We start from the raw sequence: 22473 nt of genomic DNA on the forward strand, positions 1-22473 counted from the left end.
TGACCATCCGACGAATCGCTCGTTCTGCTGAACGTGCCCCCACCCGACGCCGCCACGGCCACCGCCCCCGCCTCCAGCGCCCCCGTTCCCGCCCCCGTCGACGTGGAACAGGCCGAGGCCGCCCTCGTCGAGCACTACCCGCGGCTGGTGCGGATCGCCTATCTCGTGCTGCCGCCCGCCCTCGGCCGCAACCGCCGTGTGCTGACCGCGCACGCCGTCGTCCAGCGTTCGCTGCCGCGCAACCGCACCGCGGCGACGCCTGACGACGGCTACGCCTACGTACGCGGCCGGGTGCTGCGGCAGGCGCTCGACGCGGGGCGCCGGCCGCGCCGTGCGGTGTGGCCCCGGCGCGCCCAACTGCCGCCGCTGCTGCCGCAGGTGTGGGGCCTGCGGCTGTTCCCGCGCTCGGGGGGCGCCGACGAACTCGCCCTCGACCAGCGCTTGTCGGCCCTCTCCGGCGGCGCCAGGGCCGCCTTCGTACTGAGGGGGCTGGAACTGCTGCCGGACACGGACGTACGCAGGCTGCTCAGCGCCGCCGGGATCGAGGACCCGCACGCGGCGCTCGTGGAGGCCGACGGCATCGGTACGGAGGGCGTGACGCTGCTGGAGTCCCCCGAGTACGATCCCTGTTCGCTCCAGGCCCGCCCCACCGATCTGCTGCGCCGGCGCCGGCACGCGCGTGCGGCGCTCACGGGCGTCGCCGCCCTCGCGGTGTGCGGCGCGCTGCTCGGGCTGCCCGGCGACGGCTGGGGCGCGAAGGGCGCCGCCGCCCCCTCGTACGCGCGCAACTCGGCGGCGGAGGCGGCCCTGGACCCGGCGAAGGTCCTGCGCGTCCCGGAGAACGCGTGGCGGAACTCCGCCCGTACGGACTTCTCCGTGTGGCCCACGCGCGGCGCGCTGGCCCGCGACGGTGAGTTGCTGCGCCGGGCGCTGGAGGTCTGGGCCGGACCGGGCTCGTCGGTGCGGGTCTCGTCGACTCCGGCCACGCCGGTGGGGCCGCCGATGGGACCGGCGCAGTTGCTGTACGCGGGCGAGGTCGACCGGGCGCGGGTGGTGCTGCTGTACGACGGGCTGCGGATCGCCCGGTACGCCGAACCCCGCACCGGTACCGGCCCCGTGGCCCTGGACTTCGCCCGCGTCGACGGGGCGGCGGCCGACACCGCGCCCGGCGCGGCACCGGCCACGTACGCGCTGGTCGCCGGGCGCACGGACGGCAACGTGCGCTATCTCACGGCGCCCTGGGTGGGCGCGACGGCCGTACGCGATCTCCTCGACCCGGCCGGTGACGCGCGGCCCCTGCGGCGCGGTGCGGACGGGGTGACGGATCCGCTGCCGATGCCGGGAGACACACCGGAGTGCGGGGCGTGGGACGCGCTGGAGGTGACGGAGAGCGGCAAGGGAGGCGCGAACGGCGGGGGCGGCATACGGCTGCTGTCCGACCTCGGCGAACTCACCCCCGCGCGGCTGACGTCGGGCCCCCCGTCGGCGCCCGTCGACGTGTCGGGCGGCGCGGCGCGCGGCGCCTGGGCGCGTACGGCGTGCCTGCTGCCCGCGGTGCGCTCGCACGGCGTGCGGACGGTGAACTCCTGGCAGTACGCGAGCCAGCGCCTGCCCGAGTCCAGCGGCGACGCGCGGTGGGTGTGCACCCGCGCGGAGACCTGGCGCGGCTCGGAGAACAGGGTGCTGGCACAGTTCCAGTCGCCCGCGGCGAAGACCGGGGCACCGAAGCCGGGGGCGATCGCGGCGCGGGGTTCGGACTCGTCTGCGTGCGGGGCGCGGGAGCCCCGGGTGCTGGCGGGTGTGCTGTGGAAGTCGCGCGGCGGCCGGTGGTACGTACTGGCCGCCGGCAGCGACGAGTTCCGCTCCGTCCGTACGACGGGCGGCGTCACGGGTGACGCGCGCGGACCGCTGCTCGCGGTCGCGGCGAAGCCCGGTGACCGGGCGGAGCTGGACGGGCTGCTGGCCGACGGCACGCGGGTGGGTTCGCTGCGGTGAGCTCCGCAGGGGGCTCAGGGCAGGAGCAGCCAGTCGGTGGCGAGCGTTCCCGCGAGGCCGAAGCCGAGCACCCAGGTGGCGAGGCGGGTGCGGCCGTGTCTGCTGAGTTCGATGACGACGCCGCAGAGGATCATCGCGAACCCGTAGAGGCCGACGACGAGGACGGAGCTGCGGTTGGCGAGGCGTACGGCCAACAGCGCGGCCATGGCGACCAGAAGGACCGACGCGACGACGACGCGGATACGGCGGGCCTGCCGCGGGGTGAGCGCGTTGTCGTCGTGGCCGGCGTCCGTGGTGGTGTCACCCGGATCGTCGGACAGCGGCTTCGGCTCCGGCTTCGGCTCGGGTTCCGGCCCCGATTTCGGCTTCGCTTCCTGCTCCGGCTCCGGCTTCGGTCCCGGCGATTCGGTGACCTCTTCCTGGTCAGATGCGCTCATGGTCGGCGAGCGTAACCGACCGGCTTCAACCACCGACGGTTAGGCTGTTCATATGACGACCGGGGTCCGACGCAGAATGGGCGTCGAAGAGCGACGCGAGCAACTGATCCGTGTCGCGCTGGAACTGTTCAGCCACCGCTCGCCCGACCACGTCTCCATCGACGAGATCGCGGCGGCGGCCGGCATCTCCAGGCCGCTGGTCTACCACTACTTTCCGGGCAAGCAGTCGCTGTACGAGGCCGCGTTGCGGCGGGCCGCCGACGAGTTGGCCGCGCGCTTCGCCGAACCGCGTGAAGGGCCGCTCGGCGCCCGCCTGCTGCGCGTCATGACACGCTTCTTCGACTTCGTCGACGAGCACGGGCCCGGCTTCTCCGCGCTGATGCGCGGTGGTCCCGCCGTGGGTTCGTCCACGGCCAACGCCATGATCGACGAGGTGCGGCAGGCGGCGTACGAGCAGATACTGGCCCATCTCGCGATCAAGTCGCCGCCGCCCAGGCTGGAACTGGTCGTGCGTTCCTGGGTGTCGCTCGCCGAGTCGACGGCACTGCTGTGGCTGGACGGCCGCCGGATCCCGCGCGGCGAACTGGAGTTGCAGCTGGTGCACGACTTCGCCGCGCTGGCAGCGGTGAGCGCGGCGTACGACGAGGAGATGGCCCGGCTCCTGCTGCCGGTCCTCGCCGACGAGCCGCCGGCCGGCCCGTTCGGCGATCTGTTGACCCGCCTGACGGCGCTGGCGGCGACGCTGCCCGCGGCGCCGCCCCCGGCGCAGCCCGCCGTGCTGCCGCTCCCCGCGCCGCGCAGCGCATAAGGACGGTCCGGGTCAGGACAGCCGGCGTCCTGGACGTGCTGCGCGGCGAGCTTGTTGACGGCGTACGGCCGGTCGGCCGTCACGCACCGGCCCTGAAGACCGCCACCGTCCTTCCCGGCACCTCGAAGGTGCCCGAACTCGCCTCGTACGACGCCTTCTTGACCGTCGCGTCCGCGCCGCCCGCCTGGACCGGGTGCAGGCCGTACGACCGGTCGGCGAGTGCCGTGACCCGCTGCCGCGCCGTGTCCGGCGTGGCGTTGAAGACCACCACCAGCTCACCGAGGCGCATCGTGATGACGCCCGGTGTCTCGTCGGGGCCGGAGAGCGGGAAGGAGAGCGCGGACTGGACGGCGTCCGTGGAGGGGAGGCGGAAAGCCCCCTCCGTGGTACGGATCCGCAGCAGGTCCTGGTACGCGGCGGAGGCGCCGGTGATCTCCGGGCAGCCGGGGGTGATGCCGGGTGTCCCCAACAGGGGCTTGGCGTATGGCCACTTGTCCCTGTTGTCGGCGGCGGGCGGCAGACCGCGCCCGAAGCCGTTGCCGGCCCGGCAGTCCCAGTTGATCGCGTTGAACCAGTCGCCGCTGTCGTACGAGTTGCGGTCCAGCGACTTGGACCGGAGCAGGTCCGTCCCCGCCTGGGAGAGCGAGGGCCCTTGGGTGAGCACCGCCGTCGCCATGGCGAGCACCTGGGCCCTGGCGCGGTCGGCGGCCGGTGTGGTGCGCGGCAGCTTGAACGCGAGGGCGTCGTAGAGGCTTTCGTTGTCGTGCGCGTCGGAGTAGGCGAGCGCTTCGCCGGGCGCGGCGGCGTAACCGGCCGGGGCGCCGTTGTAGTCGACCTCGGAGCCCTTGACGGTGCGGCCGGCGCTGTCGGTGAAGGAGTAGTCGGCGAGATTGCCGGTGAGCCCGACCTTGATCAGGTCCTGGTAGTGCAGCAGCCGGGCCCGCTGCTCGGCCGGAGTGCCGTTCGCCGCCGAGGAGTTGGGTTCGGTGAACAGTCCGGAGGCGAAGCCCTGGACGCCCGGGTCCTCGTCGAAGGGGCCGCCGCCGCGTACCGCGTCGCGCGCCCGGTCGGAGAAGGTCGCGATCCCGGTGCCGGCCATGTTCTTCTGTGTGGCCTGCTCGAAGCGCGCGTCGCCGGCGATCTCGCCGAAGTCCCAGCCCTCGCCGTAGAGGATGACCGCCTTCCCGTCGACCCCGTCCTTGGCGACGGTCAGCGCGTCCAACGCCTTACGCACCGCGAGGATGTTGGCCTTGGGGTGATGGCCCATCAGGTCGAAGCGGAAGCCGTCGACCTTGTACTCCTTCGCCCAGGTGACGACGGAGTCCACCACGATCTTGCCCATCATGGCGTTCTCGGGCGCGGTGTTGGCGCAGCAGGTGGACGTCGCCACGGTGCCGTCGTCGAGCAGCCGCTGGTAGTAGCCGGGCACGATCCGGTCGAGTACGGACTTGGGGTCCTGGCCGCTCGCCACGGTGTGGTTGTAGACGACGTCCATCACGGTGCGCAGGCCGGTGCCGTTGATGCCCTGCACCATCCGCCGGAACTCCACCGTGCGCTTGGTGCCTTCGGGGTCGCTCGCGTAGGAGCCCTCGGGCACCGTGTAGTGCAGCGGGTCGTAGCCCCAGTTGAAGCCGTCCTTCGCCGCCGCCTTCGCGACGCACGCCTGCTGCTCCTCGGAGTCGGGGGCGTAGACGGACAGGTCGCAGGCAGGCTGCTGCTGGTCGGAGGGCTTCTCCGGGATGGTGCCGATGTCGAAGGCGGGCAGCAGATGGACGTACGACGTTCCCGCGTCGGCCAGTTGGGCGAGGTGCTTCATGCCCTTCGACCCGGTGTCGGTGAAGGCCAGATAGCGGCCGGGGTGCTCCGACGTGCGGTCCGCGATCGAGAAGTCGCGGATGTGCAGCTCCTGGATCTGCGCGTCGCGCATCGGGACGGCCGCCGGCTTCTTCAGCGTCGACCAGCCCCGGGGCGCGAGCTTCGGGTCGGTGAGGTCGACGGCGAGGCTGCGCGCGGAGTCGGTGGTCAGGGCGGTCGAGTACGGGTCGGTGACCTTGTTGGTGACCATCTTCGCGGCGCTCGGCGCCCAGACGTCGACCACGTACCGGTACGCCTTGCCCGTCCAGTCCCGCCCACCCTGCACGGACCACACGCCGCTGCGGTCGTCGCGCCGCATCGGCACGCTCTTCCCGTCGAGTTCGAGCGCGACCCGCCGCGCCGTGGGCGCCCACACCGACAGCGTGGGACGTCCCTCGCGGAAGACGGGGCCGAGCGAGGCGCGGGTGGCGTCGGCGGCGTACAGGTCGTCCAGCACGCCGGGGATCTGCACGCCCGTCGCGTCCAGCAGCGCCCCGTTGGCGGCCCGCTGGGTGGCGATGAGCTGGCCGCGCAGTGACTCCTTCACCCTGTCCCGGTCGCGCGGGTCGACGGTGAAGGCCGGATACTCCTTCAGATGGGGGTACTTGGCCTTCTGCGCGTCGGTCAGCGCCCCCGGAGCGAGCCGCAGCCACTGCCCCTCCTCGGTCAGCGCCCCGTTCTCGACGGTGATCCCGCCGTCCGGCGCGTACACGAGCTGCTGGCTGGTGGCCTCGGTCGCCTTCACCTTCCACACGACGGTGTCGCGGTCGATCCACTGCGCCTCGGCCTTGCCGAGATCCGGCGTGGGTACGGCTCCGGCGGTCGGCAGCAGATACTTCGGCCGGCCGCCGAGCAGCCAGACCTCGTTGCCGTATGTCGTCAGGTCGAGCGACTGGTCGGACGGCAGGTCCTTCTCGTCGCCCTTGTGCAGGATGTAGCTGAGGGACGTGGCGCCCTCGGCGAGCGGCACCTCGTACGTCACGCCGTACGCGTCCTTCTTCACCGGCTCCAGGGGCTTCGCCCAGTCGGTGGGGTCCTTGGCGCCGGTCCAGGTGTGCAGCCCCCAGCCGTCGTAGTCGCCGTCGGCCCGCTGGTAGTGCAGGACGGCCCTGGTCTTGTCCTGCGGCGGATAGGCGCCGTCGGGGGCCTGCTCGCTCTGGCCGTCCTCGCCCTGCTCGATCCAGACCTCGCCGGTCTTCGCGAGGTCGACGGTGCGCTCGGGACCGTCCGGCGTCCCGTCCTTGACGACGGTGTACGGGACGGCCGACGCGCCCTCGGTGACGTCCACCCACGCGAACGCGCCGTAGGCGTCGCGTCCGGTGAACTCGGCAGCCTGGTCACCGGACTTGAGCTGCCAGCCGTCGTAGTCGCCGTCGGGGCGCCGGTAGTGCACGATCGCGTGGTCGCGCTCGACCGCGGTGGGCGGCTCGGGCGCGGGTGTCCGCCCGGCGGTCGACGAGGCGAGGTCCGAGGCGGTACGGCCCAGGCTGTCGACGACAACCGCCTTGTAGCGCAGGGGTGTTCCGGCGGCCACGTCGGCGTCCAGATGCTGGGTGACCTTGTACGGGGCGTGGTCGGCGCTGCCGAGGGTGCGCCACTTGCCGTCGCCGGCCTGGGCGGCGAAGACGACACGGTTCAGCTGTCCGCCGTCGACGTCCGCGCCGATCTCGACGGTGCCGGTGGCACCGGCCTCCGGGGCCGTCAGGGTGATCGACGGCTCGGCGGCCGGCGGCGCGAGCGGTTCGGCGGCCCGCAGGACCAGCGACGACAGCGCCGGGACGGTGATCCTGATCTTCGCGTCGGCCCCGCTGCGTACAACGTCACCCGCCGGTGAACCGCCGTACAGGGCAAGGAAGTCGGTGCGCGCGGACCCGGTCGGCACCTCCACGGTCTCCGGCGTCGCGGCGTTGTTCACGGCGACGACGTACTCGCTCCGCTCCTTCGCGTCGGTGCGGGAGAACGCGTACACCGAGTCGGCCGCGTACCGCTCGGTCTGTACGCCGTCCCGCAGCGCCGGGTGCCGCTTGGTGAGCTTCGACAGCTCGGCGATGGACCGGTAGAGCGGGTGCGTGGGGTCGTACGCGTCGGAGGCGTGCGTGCGGTCGGTGCCGAGCTGGTCGTCGTCCAGATAGTCGAGGGTCGTGGAGGCGAACAGGCTCTGGCGGGCGTCCTTGTCACCACCGGGGCCGGTGAAGCCCTGCTCGTCGCCGTAGTAGACGACCGGGTTCCCGCGCGAGAAGAACATCAGCTCGTTGGCGAGGCGGGCGCGCTCGACCAGCTCGGCGTCACCGGCGTCGGGGTTGTCCTGCTTGAGGAAGGTGCCGATGCGGCCCATGTCGTGGTTGCCGAGGAACGACACCTGCTCGTAGGCGTTGGCCTTGTCGGTGGTGTAGCGGTAGTCCTCACCGAAGACCTTCGCCAGCCGTTCGGCGGACGCGCCCTGCGAGGCGTACGCGCGCGCCGCGTCCTGGAAGGGGAAGTCGAGCGTGGAGTCGAGCCGCCCGCGCGTCACATAGGGCGCGGTGACGGCCGGGTCGGCGGAGTAGACCTCGCCGAACATGAAGAAGTCGTCGCGGCCCCGCTCCGCGGCGTAGGCGTCGAGCGCGGTGGCCCACTGGGTCCAGAAGTCCAGGTCGACGTGTTTGACGGTGTCGATGCGGAAGCCGTCGATGTCGAAGTCGCGGACCCACTTCTGGTAGATCTCGGCCATCCCGTCGACCACCTCGGGCCGTTCGGTCCACAGGTCGTCCAGGCCGGCGAAGTCGCCGTACTCGGAGCTTTCCCCGGCGAACGTCGAGTCACCGCGGTTGTGGTACATCGTGGGATCGTTGAGCCAGGACGGGACCTTCTTCTCGCCCGCCTTCGGAGCCGGTGTGTACGGGAACGCGTCGGCGTCCACCCGGCCGACGCCCTCCCGGTCGTCGAAGGGGCGGCCGTCCTTGTCGAGATACGGATAGGCGCCCTTGGGACGGTAGTTGTACTTCTTCTCCGCGTAGTCGACGGTGTCGGCCGTGTGGTTGGTGATGACGTCGAAGAAGACCTTCATGCCCTTGTCGTGGGCCTTGTCGATCAGCTTCTCCAGTTCGGCGTTGGTGCCGAAGTGCGGGTCGACCTGGGTGAAGTCGGTGATCCAGTAACCGTGGTAGCCGGCCGAGACGTCGTCGCCCGTGCCCTGGACCGGCTTGTTCTTGAAGATCGGCGCCATCCAGATGGCGGTCGTACCGAGGCCCTTGATGTAGTCGAGCCGGTCGGTGATCCCCTTGAGGTCGCCGCCCTGGTAAAAGCCCTTGTCCGCCGGGTCGTAGCCGGTCTTGGTACGCGAACCGGTGAGCCCGCCGCGGTCGTTGGACCGGTCGCCGTTGGCGAAGCGGTCGGGCAGGACGAAGTAGAACTGATCCCGTGTCAGATCGTGCCGGGCTGGTTCAGCGGCGAGCCGGGCGTCCGACGGCGGGGCCGGGGCGCGGGCGGCGACGGCCGGCAGCGCGGGCACCAGGGCAGCGCACAGGGCCGCGGCCACGACGGCGACGGCCGTTGTGCGCGCGGGCGCGGGCAGGGTCGGGCGTATCACGCGGGATCTCCTCGGGGTACGGGAAGAGGGCCGGCCCGGCGACGCGCGCGGGGAGGTGGGGTGCGCGTCGCCGGGGCGGCCGGATGGTGCGGGGGGTGCGGTTTTGTCGGATCTCGACCGGGCCGGACCGGGCCGGTCAGGAGCAGGTGCGGGCCCCGACGTGAAGGGCGACCGCCGTGTTGACGCCGAGCGTCGCAGTGAACTGGCCGGAGCCGTTCACGGTGACGCGGTTGCCGCTCTGCACGTCGCAGTAGTCACCGGCCGCCAGCGACGTCTGGAAGGTGCGGTTGAGCGCGGAGCCGGTGTAGTTGATCGCGACGTACGCCTTGGAGCCGCGCCCGAAGGCGATGCGGTCCCCGCCGTCGTCCCACCAGTCGGTGACCCCCTGGCCGCGCGCCGCGTTGCGGAAGCCGACCATGGAGGAGATCTCCCGCCAGTCGTGCTGGCACTTCCAGCCGTCGGAGTAACAGGCGTTCACGGTACCGCCGTTGGGCGGTCCGGCGTCGTGGTCGCTGAACTCGTAGCCGGAGTGCACATCGGGCGAGCCGTACGGGTAGGCCAGCATGAAGACATTGGCCAGCGTGTAGGTGGCGCCGTTCTTGTAGTTGAGGGTGTCGCCGCCGCGCTCGGTGTCGTGGTTGTCCACGAAGACGCCGGACCTGCCGCCCTCCATGAAGCCCCAGCCTTCGCCGAAGTTCTTCAGATAGGCCAGGTTCTCGTTGAGGAAGACCTGCTTGAGGCTGCGGCCGTAACGGAATTCCTGTACGTCTCCGGTGCCGAGGTACTCGCTCGGCGACACGGCCTCGCCGCCGCCGTAGATGGCCTCCTGCTTCCAGTACACGCCCGGATTGCTCAGCCTGGACTTGATGTTGGCCAGATCGGCGGCAGGCATGTGCTTCGCCGCGTCGATGCGCAAGCCGTCGACGCCGAGCGAGAGCAGGTCGTTGAGGTACGTGGCGATCCTGCCGCGTACGTAGTCCTCGCCGGTGTCCAGGTCGGCGAGGCCGACGAGTTCGCAGTTCTGGACGTTGCCGCGGTCGCCGTAGTTGTTGATCTGCGAGCGGCAGTCGTCCATGTCGAAGCCCGAATAGATGCCGGGGTACTCGTACTTGGAGTACGAGGTGCCGCCGGTGCCGGTGCCCGAGCCGGCCGACATGTGGTTGATGACGGCGTCGGCGACGACCTTCACCCCGGCGGCGTGGCAGGTGTTGACCATGGACTGGAAGGCGGCGCGGTCGCCGAGCCGCCCGGCGATCTTGTAACTGACGGGCTGGTACGAGGTCCACCACTGGCCGCCCTGGATGTGCTCCTGGGGCGGGGACACCTGGACGTAGCCGTATCCGTCGGGGCCGAGGCTGTCGGTACAGGCCTTGGCGACCGAGGCGAACCGCCACTCGAACAGGACGGCGGTGACGTCCTTCGCTCCGGGAGGCGCCGCCTGGGAGGGGTTCGCGGGTGCCACGAGGGCCGCCGCGCCTGCCACTAGGGCGAGCGCGAGGGCGGAAGCTCTGCGGGCCATGTTTCCTCCTGCGTGGGGGGAGGTGCGGATGACGGGAGAGGCCTCGGACGGCAACGCGCCCTGCCCTCAAGGCTCCTGAAGGTCCTGAATGTTCTTGCTGCAAGAAAGCAAAAGCCTGTCGCGAGCAGACCGTACGAGCCCCGCCCATCGCGGTCAACCCCCTGGACACCACTGGGTAACACCGGGGAAATATCGGAACGGATTGATGTGCAAGAGCTTCCGCAAGAGATTGCGCAGCGGTACGTTCGTCCCGACTCCGGTCCGGTCGGACGGGAGATCCCGGCGACGCCGGGCTCCACGCGCCCGCCCGGCCGGGCCGGTCACCGCCGCACCCCGGCGACGCTCTCAGATCACCCGCGCACCCGCCGTCGACCCCCGTACGACCAGCTCCGGCTGGAACACGTACTCCGTACGCTGCACGGGACTTCCCCCGATCTCCTCCAGCAGCGCGCTCACCGCCGCCCCCGCCATCGCCTGCACGGGCTGCCGCACCGTGGTGAGCGGCGGGTCGGTGAAGGCGATCAGCTGCGAGTCGTCGAAGCCCACCACGGACACGTCGTACGGGACGCGCAGCCCGCGCTCGCGGGCGGCCCGCACCACGCCCAGCGCCATCATGTCGCTGCCGCAGACGATGCCCGTACAGCCCTGGTCGAGCAGCGCCCCGGCCGCCACCTGGCCGCCCTCCACGCTGAACAGCGTGCAGCACACCCACTCCCCGGCCTCCTCGCGCGTGAGCCCCAGCGCCCCGCCCAGCGCGTCGATGAAGCCCTCGCGCTTGCGCGCCGACGGCACGTACCGCAGCGGTCCCGTCGCCAGGCCGATCCGCCGGTGCCCCAGATCGGCCAGATGCCCGACGGCCATCCGCATGGCAGCCCGGTCGTCCAGGGACACGAACGGCGCGCTGACGCGGTCGTTGCAGCCGTTGATCATGACGAACGGCACCCCGCGGTCGATGAGCGCGGCGTACCGCGAGGGGTCCGCCGAGGTGTCCGCGTGCAGCCCGGACAGGAAGACGATGCCGCCGACGCCGCGCTCGACCAGCTGCTCGACCAGCTCGTCCTCCGTGGCCCCGCCCGGCAGTTGGGTGCACAGCACCGGGGTGTAGCCGTGCCCGGCCAGGACCTGTTCGACGGCCTGGGCGAACGCCGGGAAGATCGGGTTGATCAGCTCCGGGGTCACCAGACCGATCAGTCCGGCGCTGCGCTGCCGCAGCCGTACGGGACGCTCGTACCCGAGGATGTCGAGCGCGGCGAGCACCCGTTGGCGTGTGCTGTCGGCGACGCCGGGCTTGCCGTTGAGCACCCGGCTCACCGTCGCCTCGCTGACCGATGCCTGTCCCGCGATGTCCGAGAGCCGTGGCGTACCGGCTCCGGACTTGGGGAGGGGCAGCGTCACACCGTCCACCACACCGTGGTGTCGGCGGGCAGTTCGGCCTCGGGGGCGCCGGACTCGGGTCCGGTGTGGGTGACCGTGCCGGGCCCGCTCTCCAGCAGCAGCCGGCCACGGACCGGGATCCGGACCGGCGCGCCGGTGGTGTTGACGGTGCAGAGGAAACCGGGGCGGGCGAAGACGAGTACGCCTTCGGGCGCGTCCTGCCAGTCGACGGACTCCCCGGCGCCGAGTCCGGGGTGTGCGCGCCGGGCGGCGATGGCCGCGCGGTACATCTCCAGGCTGGAGCCCGCCACCCCGGTCTGCGCCTCGACGCTCAACGCGCCCCAGTCGAGCGGCATCGGGAGCCAGCTGCCGCCGGAGCCGAAGCCGAACGAGCAGCCCTTACGGGTCCACGGGATCGGCACCCGGCAGCCGTCGCGGAAGCCGTCCTGGCCGGCCGCGCGGAAGTACGAGGGGTCCTGCCTGGCCTCGTCGGGGAGGGTGGTGACGTCGGGCAGGCCCAGTTCCTCCCCCTGGTAGAGGTAGGCGGAGCCGGGCAGGGCGAGCATCAGCAGCGTCGCCGCGCGGGCCCGGCGCCGGCCGAGTTCACGGTCGCCGGCGTCCCGGAGCTGGGTGCCGAGGGCGACGGGGTGGGCGAAGCGGGTGGTGTGCCGGGTGACGTCGTGGTTGGAGAGCACCCAGGTGGTGGGTGCGCCGACGGGGCGCATCGCGGCGAGCGACGCGTCGATGACGTCGCGGAGCGCGGCGGCGTCCCAGAAGGTGCTCAGATACTGGAAGTTGAAGGCCTGGTGCATCTCGTCGGGGCGCACGTAGTTCGCGGTGCGCTCCACGGTGGGTGTCCATGCCTCGGCGACGGCGATCCGCTCGCCGGGGTACTCGTCGAGGATGGTGCGCCAGCTGCGGTAGATCTCGTGCACGCCGTCCTGGTCGAAGAACGGCAGACCGGATTCACTGCTGTCCAGCAGCTTGAGCTGGCCGCCGCTGCCGATGTCGGGCAGCCCCGCGGCCTTGACCAGTCCGTGGGCGACGTCGACGCGGAAGCCGTCGACGCCCATGTCGAGCCAGAAGCGCAGGATGGAGCGGAACTCGTCGGCGACGGCCGGGTGGTCCCAGTTGAAGTCGGGCTGCTCGGGCGCGAAGAGGTGCAGATACCACTCGCCGGGGGTGCCGTCCGGGTTGGTGGTCCGGGTCCAGGCGGGGCCGCCGAAGATGGACTCCCAGTCGTTGGGCGGGAGTTCGCCGGTGGCGCCCTTGCCGGGGCGGAAGTGGTAGCGCTCACGCAGCGCCGATCCGGGGCCGTCGTTCAGGGCGCGGCGGAACCAGTCGTGCTGGTCGGACGAGTGGTTGGGCACCACGTCGACGATGACGCGCAGGCCCAGCTCGTGGGCGTCGCGGATCAGCGCGTCCGCGTCCAGGAGGGAGCCGAACATGGGGTCGATGGCGCGGTAGTCGGATACGTCGTAGCCCGCGTCGGCCTGTGGCGAGGCGTAGAAGGGGCTGAGCCAGACGGCGTCGACACCCAGCGCGCGCAGATACGGCAGCCGGCTCCGTACGCCTTCGAGATCGCCCATGCCGTCACCGTTGGAGTCGGCGAAGCTGCGCGGATAGACCTGGTAGATCACCGCGTCCCGCCACCAGCCGGAGCGGTGGCCCTCGGCGTCGTCGGACGTGCCGGTGGAAGGGGCAGCGAGGTGCTGGGTCATGTCGTCCCTGGGGGGTCTGGTTGGAAAGGGGCGGGGGGAAGGCGTCGTCAGCCCTTGACGGCGCCCGCGGAGACGCCGGTCACCAGATGGCGCTGCGCGAAGAGGAAGACGATCGCCGCGGGTATCGCGATCAGCACGGACGCCGCTGTCATCGGACCCCATTGGGCGCCGTACTGGTTGACGAACTTCTGCAGACCGCCCGCGAGGGTGAGGTTCTCGTCGCCGACCATGAACGCGGAGGCGTACGCCACCTCGCCCCAGGCGGTGATGAAGGAGTAGAACGCGGTCACCGCGAGCCCCGGCTTGGCGAGCGGCAGGATCAGCCGCCAGAAGGTGCCGAACGGGGTCAGTCCGTCGACCATGCCCGACTCGTCGATCTCGCGCGGGATGGTGTCGAAGAAGCCCTTCATCATCCAGGCGCAGAACGGCACGGCGATCGTGAGGTACGTGATCACCAGTCCGGCGGCCTGGTTGAGCAGACCGAGGTCCGACATGATGTTGTACAGCGGCACGATCAGCACCGCCATCGGGAACATCTGCGTGATCAGCAGGGTCCACATCAGTCCGCGCTTGCCGGGGAAGCGGTAGCGGCTGACGGCGTAGCCGGTGGTGGCGGCGGTGAACACACCGAGCACGGTGGTGAGTCCGGCGATCAGCAGCGAGTTGCCGAACCAGGTGAGGAAGGGGGTGTCCTCAAGCAGCTTGGTGTAGTTCTCGAACGTCGTCTCCTTGAAGAAGTCCGTCGTCGTCGCGTACGCGGCGGGCTTCAGCGACGTCAGCAGGACCCACAGCACGGGGAAGACCGCGATCAAGGACGCCGCGATCAGCGTGGTGTGCAGGCCCACGGACGCGGCCCTGGAGCGGTCGCCGCGGCGCCGTACTTTCGCCGCCGGGGGCGCGGTCGTGGTGTTCGGGGTGTGCGGCGTGTTCGGGGTGTTCGGCGTGTTCGTCTGGGGCTCGGTCGCGGCGGTCACCAGGTATCTCCCTGCTTGCGGAGGACTCGTTGGTAGACCACGGCGAAGATCATCAGGAGTACGAGGATCAGGACGCCCCAGGTGGACGACTGGGCGAAGTCGCGCGGGCTGATCTCGAAGGAGAACTTGTACGCCTGGGTCACCAGGATCTGCGTGGCCTCGCCGGGACCGCCTCTGGTCAGCAGGAAGATCACCGGGAACATGTTGAACGTCCAGATGGTGCTGAGCAGGATCACGGTCGTGCTGACGGACCTGAGGCCCGGCATGGTGATGTGCCGGAAGCGCTGCCAGGGGCCGGCGCCGTCCATCTCGGCGGCCTCGTACATCTCCCCCGGAATGGACTGGAGTCCGCCGAGCAGGGCCACGAGCATGAAGGGCACACCGAGCCAGATGTTCACGGCGATGACCGAGAACTTGGCCCAGGTCGGGTCGTTGAGCCACGGCACGGCGTCGATGCCGCCGCCGGCGAGCAGCTTGTTGAGGAAGCCCCGGTCCTCGTTGTAGAGGAAGCGCCAGGCGAAGACGGAGACGAAGCCCGGTACGGCCCACGGCAGGATGAGCATCATGCGGTAGGCGGAGCGGCCCGCGATCCGGCGATTCAGCATATTCGCGAGAGCCAGGCCGAGGCCGAAGGTGATGCCGACGCAGGAGACGGTCCACACGAGTGTCCAGCCGAGCGTGGACAGGAACTGACCGCCCGTCAGCGCGTCGGCGTAGTTGTCGAGACCGACGAACTCATAGGTGGCGGGCAGGTGGTTGACGCCGATGTTCCGCTCGACGTTGCGTTCGTTGGCGTCGGTCAGCGACAGATAGATGCCGCGGACCAGCGGGTACCCGACGATCACGCCGATCACGGCCACCACGGGTGCGACCATGGCCCAGGCGTACCAGTGGGTGGAGACCGAACGCCGCAGCCCGCCGGGGGGTTTGCCAGTGCCGCGGCTCCGGCCGCGGGCGACATCCGAGTCACCCGCGGCCTTCACCGCCGACTGGCCGGTGTGGACAGCCATCAGCCGGCCTGCCTTCCTTCCTCTCGCCGAAGTCTTACTTCCAGCCCTTGAGCAGCTTGCGGTAGGAGTCGCCGGTCGCCTTGACACCCTTCTCGGGGGTGGTCTGGCCGGTGAGGACCTTGGTGTACTCGGTCACCAGCGGGGCGAACAGGCTGCCGGTCTCCGGGATCCAGGGGCGCTCGACGGCCTTGTCGACGACGGGCTTGAAGAAGCCGACGATCTCGTTCTTCGCGACGTCCGGCTGCGAGTAGACCGAGGTGCGGGTCGGCAGCAGGTTCAGCTCGGTGGTGATCTTCGCCTGGGACTCGGCGGAGGACATGTACTCCACGAACGCGTAGGAGGCGTCGAGGTTCTTGGACCCGGCGTACACACCGAGGTTGTGGCCGCCCTGCGGGGCGCCCTGGCCGGCCGATCCGGCGGGCACCGGGGCGACGCCCAGGTTGGCCTTGTCCTTGAACTGCGGTCCGGCGTAGGTGTCGGCGATCGCCCACGGGCCGTTGATCATCATGGCCACGTCGCCGCCCTTGAAGGCGGCCTGCATGTTCTCCCAGCCGTCGGTGGCGTCGGTCTTGGCGGCGCCGGAGTCGACCAGGTCCTTGACGACCTCCATGGCCTTGACGCCGGCCGGGCTGTCGACGGTGATGGTCTTGCCCTTGGCGTCGACCAGGTCGCCGCCCTCGCCGTAGAGGAACGACAGGAACCAGTACGCGTCGTCGCCGCGCAGATACATGCCGGTCTTGCCGGTCTTGTCCTTGATGGTCTTCGAGACCGTCTTCAACTCGGCGATGGTCGTCGGGACTTCGACCCCGGCGTCCTTGAACAGCTTCTTGTTGTAGAAGATGCCGAGGGAGTCGATGACCTGCGGGACCGCGTATGTCTTGCCGTCGTACTCGGTGGACGCCGCGGCCTGCGGTACGAAGTCCTTCTCGTCCTTCAGCGCGGCCGTGCCGTCCAGCGGCGCGAGGTAGCCGAGATCGGCGAACTCGGGCGTCCAGGCGACCTCGGAGCGGATGACGTCGGGTGCGCCGGAGCCGGACTGCGCCGCGTTCTTGAACTTGTTCTGCGCCTCACCGAAGGGCACGTTGACGTACTTGACGTCGACGCCCTTGTGCTTGGCCTCGAAGTCCTCGGCGAGCTTCTTGAAGACCTTGTCCTCGCTGCCCACGGTCGAGGTGTCCCACCAGGTGACCGTGCCCGAGAGCTCTCCCGAGCTCGACTTGCCGTTGGTCTCCTCGTCGCCGCCGCAGGCGGTCGCCGCGAGCGCCAGGGTCGCGACCAGGGCGGTGGCCGTTATGCCACGTCGCATCTGAACTCCTTCAACTGCCGTACCGCTCCGTCGCGGCGCCGGGTCGACGTGAAGGTAACAAGGATGAAAGAAGGCCGAAAGAGCTTGCGGAAGATTCCTGCAAGCATCCTTGATCGTTACATTCACGTGTCCGCACAGTTGCCGCAAGGGTTCTTGACGGGGGGCGCGCGAGCTGGCAAGTACGTTACGTGTCGGCCAATACCGGCTCCGTGAGCGGGTGGCGCACTCCGGCGCCGCCACCCCGCAAGGTATTGCAAGATTTTGCTATCCGGGTGTTTGCAAGGCGCTGCAAGGCATCGTGTCCCGAGCGCCCCGTCGGTGCCCGTGGCTGATTCAGGCACATGGTGGGCAATCCGGCACACGCCCGGTACAGTCCACTCCCATGACCGCACGGCTAGCCGATATCGCAGCCCAGGCGGGGGTCAGCGAAGCGACGGTCAGCCGCGTACTGAACGGCAAGCCGGGTGTTGCCACGGCCACCCGCGAATCCGTACTCGCCGCACTCGACGTCCTCGGCTACGAGCGCCCCGTGCGGCTGCGCAGGCGCAGCGCCGGCCTCGTCGGACTGATCACGCCCGAGCTGGAGAACCCGATCTTCCCGGCGCTCGCCCAGGTCATCGGCCAGGCACTGACGCGCCAGGGCTACACGCCCGTGCTCGCCACCCAGACCCCCGGCGGCTCCACCGAGGACGAGCTGACGGAGATGCTGGTGGACCGCGGCGTCTCCGGCATCATCTTCGTCTCCGGACTGCACGCGGACACCTCGGCCGACATGCAGCGCTACGAGCAACTGCGCGCCCAGGGCGTGCCGTTCGTCCTCGTGGACGGTTTCTCGCCGCAGGTCCGGGCACCGTTCATCTCGCCGGACGACCGGGCGGCGATGCGGCTGGCCGTGACCCATCTCGTCTCGCTCGGCCACCGCCGTATCGGTCTCGCCGTGGGACCCAAGCGGTTCGTGCCCGTCCTGCGCAAGATCGAGGGCTTCCGCGCCACGATGCGCGAGCAGCTGGAGCTGACCTCCGAGGAGACCGAGGAGCTGATCGAGCACTCCCTCTACACCCTGGAGGGCGGCCAGGCGGCGACGACGGCGCTCATCGGGCGCGGCTGTACGGCGGTGGTGTGCGCGAGCGACATGATGGCGCTGGGCGCGATCCGCGCCGCCAGACAGCTCGGCAAGGACGTGCCGCGCGATGTGTCGGTCGTCGGTTTCGACGATTCGCCGCTCATAGCCTTCACCGATCCACCACTGACCACCATCCGCAAGCCGGTGCCGTCGATGGGCCAGGCCGCGGTCCGCACGCTGCTTGAGGAGATCGGTGGCACACCCGCTCCGCACAGCGAGTTCGTCTTCATGCCGGAGCTGGTCGTACGCGGTTCAACCGCCTCCGGGCCGGCGCCGGGCCCGGTGGGGAGATCCCCGGTGGAAAACGGGCGGAACTCAGGGTCGCGGGCTCGTCCGTAGGGCGTAGCGCATGCGGTCAGGACCCACCCGAGGGATGATCGGTCGAGAGTGGAAATCTGGCAGACTCTCTCTCCATGGGTGAAACGACCGTGAAGATTCCGGAAGGCACGAAGGCCGCAGCGACACCCCCCTCGGGTGCGACGGCCGACGAGTCCGGCCCGGTGTCCCGCACCGGTCGGATGCGCCGGATGCGATCGCCACGACGCCCTCGTATCTGGTTCGAAATCCTGCTGATCGGGGTGAGTTACTGGATCTATTCGCTGGTCCGTAACGCGGTGCCCGAGCAGAAGGCCGAGGCCCTGCGCAACGCGGACTGGATCTGGCATGTGCAGCGATCCATGGGCCTCGGCTTCGAGGAGGCCGTCAACCACGCCGTGAATTCGGTGACATGGCTTGTCGTCGCGATGAACTACTACTACGCGACCCTGCACTTCATCGTCACGATCGCGGTACTGGTCTGGCTCTACCGCCGCCACCCCGGCCGTTACGCGGCCAGCAGGCTCATCCTCTTCGCGACTACCGCTGTGGCACTGCTCGGTTACTATCTGTATCCGCTCGCACCGCCCCGGTTGATGCGCGGGGGGAACTTCATCGACACGGTGATGGTCCACGAGACCTGGGGCTCGATGGCCTCGGGCAACTTCAAGGCCGTCTCCAACCAGTACGCGGCGATGCCCTCGATGCACATCGGCTGGTCGCTCTGGTGCGGGCTCACCATCCTCGCGCTGGCCAAGGCGCCCTGGGCGAAGATCCTGGGGATGCTCTACCCGGCGGTGACGCTGATCGTGATCGTCGCCACCGCGAACCACTTCTGGCTGGACGCGGTGGGCGGGATGGCCTGCCTCGCGTTCGGGTTCGCCGTCTCGTACGCCTGGTACCGCGCGCTCCCGCACCAACTGCCCCGGTGGGTCGAGGACGACCGCCCGAGGCGCCGGCGATGGCTCCGCCGCCCCGGTACGCCGGGGACACGGGGCGCACACGAGCCCGCGGCACAGCCCGCGAGGAAGGGCCGGACCGTGCCGAGCGGAGAGGCCGCTCCGACCGGGGAGGCCGCCCGGACCGGCGGGGCCTCCCGGATGACACCGGCCACGCGGAGTTCGCCCTCGATCAAGAGAGGGCCGCCACCGCGGAGCGCGCCGTCGTCTCAGACCGCTCCGTAGAACAGCTCCTCCATCACGGCGCGCGCCCGTCGGGTGGCCCGACGGTAGTCGTCGATCATGTCGCCGCTGTGTCCGTTGTACGGGGTCGGGCCCGGCGCCCCCGATCCGGGGCCGTAGCCCAAATACCGCCCTATGGCGGCCAGTTCACGGCCGTCCGAGGGGAAGGTGTCGCCCGCTCTGCCGCGTACGAGCATCACGCCGTTGCGCACGCGGGTCGCCAGCACCCAGGCCTCGTCCAGGATTTGGGCGTGCTCCGTGGAGATCAGGTCCGCGGCCCGCGCGGCGGCCAGCGCCTCGCGCGTCCGGGTCGTCCGCAGACCGGGCACTTCCCAGGCGTGCCGCATCTGGATCAGCTGCACCGTCCACTCGACGTCCGAGAGACCGCCCCGGCCGAGTTTGGTGTGCAGGGTGGGGTCGGCGCCGCGCGGCAGCCGCTCCGTCTCCATCCGCGCCTTGAGCCGGCGGATCTCCCGTGCGGCGGCCTCGGTCAGGCCCTCGGCGGGATAGCGCAGCGGGTCGATCAGCTCGATGAAGTCGCGGCCCAGCTCCGCGTCGCCCGCCATCGGCTCGGCACGCAGCAGCGCCTGGCTCTCCCAACCCAGCGACCAGCGACGGTAGTAGGCGGCGTACGAGGCGAGGGTGCGCACCAGCGGGCCGGTCTTGCCCTCCGGGCGCAGATCGGCGTCGATCATCAACGGCGGGTCGGTCGTGGGCAGTTGGAGGAGTCTGCGCATCTCGGTCACGACGGTGGTCGCGGCCCGTGCCGCCTCCTGCTCGGCGACGCCCTCGCGCGGCTCGTACACGAACAGCACGTCGGCGTCGGAGCCGTACCCCTGCTCGTGGCCGCCGAAGCGGCCCATGCCGATGACCGCGAATCTGGCGGGCAGGGTGTCGCCCCAGGTCTGGCGCACGGCGGCGCGCAACGCCCCCGACAGGGTGGCGGAGTTGAGGTCGGTGACGGCGTTGCCGACCCGGTCGACCAGCTCGCCGGGGTCCTCCTCGGCGGGGCTCTCCTCGGTGCCGTAACTGCCGATGATGTCGGCCGCGGCGGTCCGGAACAGCTCGCGGCGGCGCACCCCTCGGGTGACGGCGACCGCGATCTCGGCGGTCTCGGCCCGGCCGACGGCGGCCAGTACCTCCAGCTCCAGATGATTGCGGCCGCGCGGTTTCAGTCCGCCCGGATCGCCGAGGATGGCGACCGCCTCGGGGGCGCGCAGCAGCAGGTCGGGGGCGAGGCGGCCGGCGGACAGCACACGGGCCAGATTCTCGGCCGCCGCTCCCTCGTCCCGCAGGAGCCGCAGATACCAGGGGGTCTTGCCGAGCGCGTCGGACACCTTGCGGAAGCCCAGCAGACCCGCGTCCGGGTCGGCGGAGTCCGCGAACCAGCCCAACAGCACGGGCAGCAGCGTCCGTTGGATGGCGGCCTTGCGGCTCACGCCGGACGACAGCGCCTCCAGATGCCGCAGCGCGGCCACCGGGTCCGCGTAGCCGAGGGCTTCGAGACGCTGGCCGGCCGCCTTCGTACTGAGCCTGATCTCGCCGGGGGCGAGCTGGGCGACGGCGTCCAGCAGCGGCCGGTAGAAGATCTTCTCGTGCAGCCGCCGCACGACCGAAGCGTGCCGTCTCCAGGCCCTGTTCAGCTCGGAGACCGGTTCGGTGCGCAGCCCGAGGGAGCGTCCGAGGCGGCGCAGATCGGCTTCGTCGTCGGGCACCAGATGCGTGCGGCGGAGCCGGAACAGCTGGATGTGGTGCTCCATGGACCGCAGGAAGCGGTACGCCTCGTCGAGCTGCGCCGCGTCGGTCCTGCCGACGTAGCCGCCGGCCGCGAGCGCGCGCAGGGCGACGAGCGTGGTGCCGCTGCGGAGCGAGGCGTCGCTGCGGCCGTGCACCAACTGGAGGAGCTGTACAGCGAATTCGACGTCCCGCAGCCCGCCGGGGCCGAGCTTCAGCTCCCGCTCGATCTGGCCGACGGGGATGTTGTCGACGACCCGGCGGCGCATCTTCTGCACGTCGGGTACGAAGTTCTCGCGGTCGGCGGCCTGCCAGACCATGGGGGAGACGGCGGCCACGTAGTCCTCGCCGAGCGCGAGGTCCCCGGCCACGGCGCGGGCCTTGAGCAGGGCCTGGAACTCCCAGGTCTTGGCCCACCGCTGGTAGTACGCGAGATGGCTGGAGAGGGTGCGCACGAGCGGGCCGTTGCGGCCCTCGGGGCGCAGGTTGGCGTCGACGGGCCAGATGGTGCCCTCGGCCGTCGTCTCGGAGCAGATCCGCATCATGTGGGCGGCCAGCCGGGTGGCCGCCTGGACTGCCTTGGCCTCGGTCTTCGACGCGTCGGCGTCGTCCTCGGGGGCCGACGGGTCGTGGACCAGGGTGTGGACGGACTCGCCGACGAAGATGACGTCGACGTCGGAGACGTAGTTCAGCTCCTGGCCGCCGCACTTGCCGAGCGCCACGACCGCGAGCCGGCACATCGCCGCGTCCTCGGGCGCCGCGGCGCGGGCGATGGCGAGCGCGGCGCGCAGCGTGGCGGTGGCCAGGTCGGCGAGTTCAGCGGCGGTCTGGGCGACGTCCGTGGTGCCGCAGACGTCGCGGGCGGCGAGGGGGAGCAGACAGCGGCGGTAGGCGACGCGCAGCGTGTCGACGTCGTGCGCCTCGGCCAGCCCGGCCTCGAACTCGGCGACGCCGGGGTGCAGATCGGCCGACTCGTAGGTAACGAGCACCTGCCAGTCGGCGGGATGCCTGGCCAGATGGTCACCGAGCGCCTCGGACGCCCCGAGCACACCCAGCAGCCGGTCCCGCAGCGGCTTCGCCGCGATCAGCGTGTCCAGCAGCAGCCGGCGGTCGTCCCCCTCGTGCGCCTCGACGAGCCGGACGAGACCGCGCAGTGCCAGATCGGGGTCGGCGGTGGAACCGAGCGCGTCGAGGAGGACGGAGTCGGTCCGTACGGACGCCATCTCGGGCAGATCGAGCAGCCGGCCGGCCGCCGAGGGGTCGGTGAAGCCGTGCCGGAGCAGACGGGTGAAGGTACTGCTCCTACGTCCCTGCACCGTCATCCCGGCCTTTCGTGCGTCCGATCAAGGTCCGGGCCCGAGCCTAGACGAGTTATTCCGAAGTAGCGTCGTCCGCCCGAAGGGCGGGCCCGGCGGTGTCCGGTGCGTGCGATCGCAAGGCGCCGGGATGCCCTCGTAGCGGAGCTACTTGGGCATTTCGGCAACGCGGCGAGCGTGCGTGCCGGACACCGCCGGGCAGACGGGACTTCGGAATAACTCGTCTAGTACTCCCCCG

12 protein-coding genes and 1 pseudogene are annotated in these 22473 nt (G+C 70.7%); 4 read left to right on the top strand and 9 right to left on the bottom strand.

All coding sequences use genetic code 11. The annotated features are described in order from the left end of the window. Positions 1–33 precede the first annotated feature (33 nt). The gene (locus tag ACIBLA_RS28090) at positions 34–1995 is read left to right on the top strand and encodes a hypothetical protein (RefSeq protein ID WP_399200247.1); all 1962 of its coding nucleotides are present in this window, start codon (positions 34–36) and stop codon (positions 1993–1995) included. Positions 1996–2009: 14 nt separating this feature from the next. On the opposite strand, the gene ACIBLA_RS28095 is transcribed toward ACIBLA_RS28090, so the two are convergent. Beyond that, positions 2010–2432, bottom strand: coding sequence for a hypothetical protein (locus tag ACIBLA_RS28095; RefSeq protein WP_399200248.1), 423 nt, complete (start codon positions 2430–2432; stop codon positions 2010–2012). A 52-nt stretch (positions 2433–2484) separates the two neighbouring features. Between ACIBLA_RS28095 and ACIBLA_RS28100 the strand changes: the two genes are divergently transcribed. Further along, the gene (locus ACIBLA_RS28100; protein ID WP_363243517.1) at positions 2485–3240 is read left to right on the top strand and encodes a TetR/AcrR family transcriptional regulator; all 756 of its coding nucleotides are present in this window, start codon (positions 2485–2487) and stop codon (positions 3238–3240) included. Positions 3241–3319: 79 nt separating this feature from the next. Here ACIBLA_RS28100 and pulA read toward each other — a convergent pair whose 3' ends face one another. The 7 genes and pseudogenes from pulA to ACIBLA_RS28135 all read right to left on the bottom strand — a co-directional run bounded on the left by pulA (position 3320) and on the right by ACIBLA_RS28135 (position 16566). Continuing rightward, complete coding sequence (gene pulA, locus ACIBLA_RS28105; RefSeq protein WP_399200269.1) at positions 3320–8659, bottom strand: pullulanase-type alpha-1,6-glucosidase; 5340 nt, start codon at positions 8657–8659, stop codon at positions 3320–3322. 142 nt (positions 8660–8801) lie between these two features. Further along, positions 8802–10181 (bottom strand): annotated as a pseudogene (locus ACIBLA_RS28110) (alpha-amylase family protein); the annotation flags it as partial. A 345-nt stretch (positions 10182–10526) separates the two neighbouring features. Then, positions 10527–11588, bottom strand: a complete 1062-nt coding sequence (locus ACIBLA_RS28115) for a LacI family DNA-binding transcriptional regulator (RefSeq protein WP_399200249.1) — start codon at positions 11586–11588, stop codon at positions 10527–10529. Continuing rightward, positions 11573–13276: a glycoside hydrolase family 13 protein gene (locus ACIBLA_RS28120; RefSeq protein ID WP_363243514.1), complete on the bottom strand. Its 1704-nt coding sequence runs from the start codon at positions 13274–13276 to the stop codon at positions 11573–11575. The genes ACIBLA_RS28115 and ACIBLA_RS28120 overlap by 16 nt, the downstream gene beginning before the upstream one ends. Positions 13277–13323: 47 nt before the next feature. Continuing rightward, the gene (locus ACIBLA_RS28125) at positions 13324–14121 is read right to left on the bottom strand and encodes a carbohydrate ABC transporter permease (protein ID WP_363243558.1); all 798 of its coding nucleotides are present in this window, start codon (positions 14119–14121) and stop codon (positions 13324–13326) included. 125 nt (positions 14122–14246) lie between these two features. Beyond that, positions 14247–15260 (bottom strand): sugar ABC transporter permease, encoded by a 1014-nt coding sequence (locus ACIBLA_RS28130; protein WP_363243513.1) that lies wholly within the window; start codon positions 15258–15260, stop codon positions 14247–14249. A 34-nt stretch (positions 15261–15294) separates the two neighbouring features. Further along, positions 15295–16566 carry an extracellular solute-binding protein gene (locus ACIBLA_RS28135; protein ID WP_363243512.1) on the bottom strand — a complete coding sequence of 424 codons (1272 nt, stop codon included), beginning with the start codon at positions 16564–16566 and terminating at the stop codon, positions 15295–15297. Positions 16567–16948: 382 nt separating this feature from the next. On the opposite strand from ACIBLA_RS28135, the gene ACIBLA_RS28140 reads away from it, so the two are divergent. Continuing rightward, on the top strand, positions 16949–18028 hold the full coding sequence (locus ACIBLA_RS28140) for a LacI family DNA-binding transcriptional regulator (protein ID WP_363243511.1): 1080 nt from the start codon (positions 16949–16951) through the stop codon (positions 18026–18028). A gap of 74 nt (positions 18029–18102) precedes the next feature. Continuing rightward, positions 18103–19188, top strand: coding sequence for a phosphatase PAP2 family protein (locus tag ACIBLA_RS28145; RefSeq protein ID WP_399200251.1), 1086 nt, complete (start codon positions 18103–18105; stop codon positions 19186–19188). Here ACIBLA_RS28145 and ACIBLA_RS28150 read toward each other — a convergent pair. After that, complete coding sequence (locus tag ACIBLA_RS28150; RefSeq protein WP_399200252.1) at positions 19173–22241, bottom strand: bifunctional [glutamine synthetase] adenylyltransferase/[glutamine synthetase]-adenylyl-L-tyrosine phosphorylase; 3069 nt, start codon at positions 22239–22241, stop codon at positions 19173–19175. The two genes, ACIBLA_RS28145 and ACIBLA_RS28150, sit on opposite strands and share 16 nt — an antisense overlap. Positions 22242–22473 lie beyond the last annotated feature (232 nt).

It is taken from the genome of Streptomyces sp. NPDC050433, from assembly GCF_044458565.1.
Taxonomy (GTDB): Bacteria; Actinomycetota; Actinomycetes; order Streptomycetales; family Streptomycetaceae; genus Streptomyces.

What these genes read in the sequence shown, in the direction of transcription:
- ACIBLA_RS28095 (WP_399200248.1), bottom strand. Translation starts at nt 2,432, where the DNA reads ATGAGCGCATCTGACCAGGAAGAGGTCACCGAATCGCCGGGACCGAAG.
- ACIBLA_RS28100 (WP_363243517.1), top strand. Translation starts at nt 2,485, where the DNA reads ATGACGACCGGGGTCCGACGCAGAATGGGCGTCGAAGAGCGACGCGAG.
- ACIBLA_RS28120 (WP_363243514.1), bottom strand. Translation starts at nt 13,276, where the DNA reads ATGACCCAGCACCTCGCTGCCCCTTCCACCGGCACGTCCGACGACGCC.
- ACIBLA_RS28130 (WP_363243513.1), bottom strand. Translation starts at nt 15,260, where the DNA reads ATGGCTGTCCACACCGGCCAGTCGGCGGTGAAGGCCGCGGGTGACTCG.
- ACIBLA_RS28135 (WP_363243512.1), bottom strand. Translation starts at nt 16,566, where the DNA reads ATGCGACGTGGCATAACGGCCACCGCCCTGGTCGCGACCCTGGCGCTC.
- ACIBLA_RS28140 (WP_363243511.1), top strand. Translation starts at nt 16,949, where the DNA reads ATGACCGCACGGCTAGCCGATATCGCAGCCCAGGCGGGGGTCAGCGAA.
- ACIBLA_RS28145 (WP_399200251.1), top strand. Translation starts at nt 18,103, where the DNA reads ATGGGTGAAACGACCGTGAAGATTCCGGAAGGCACGAAGGCCGCAGCG.
- ACIBLA_RS28150 (WP_399200252.1), bottom strand. Translation starts at nt 22,241, where the DNA reads ATGACGGTGCAGGGACGTAGGAGCAGTACCTTCACCCGTCTGCTCCGG.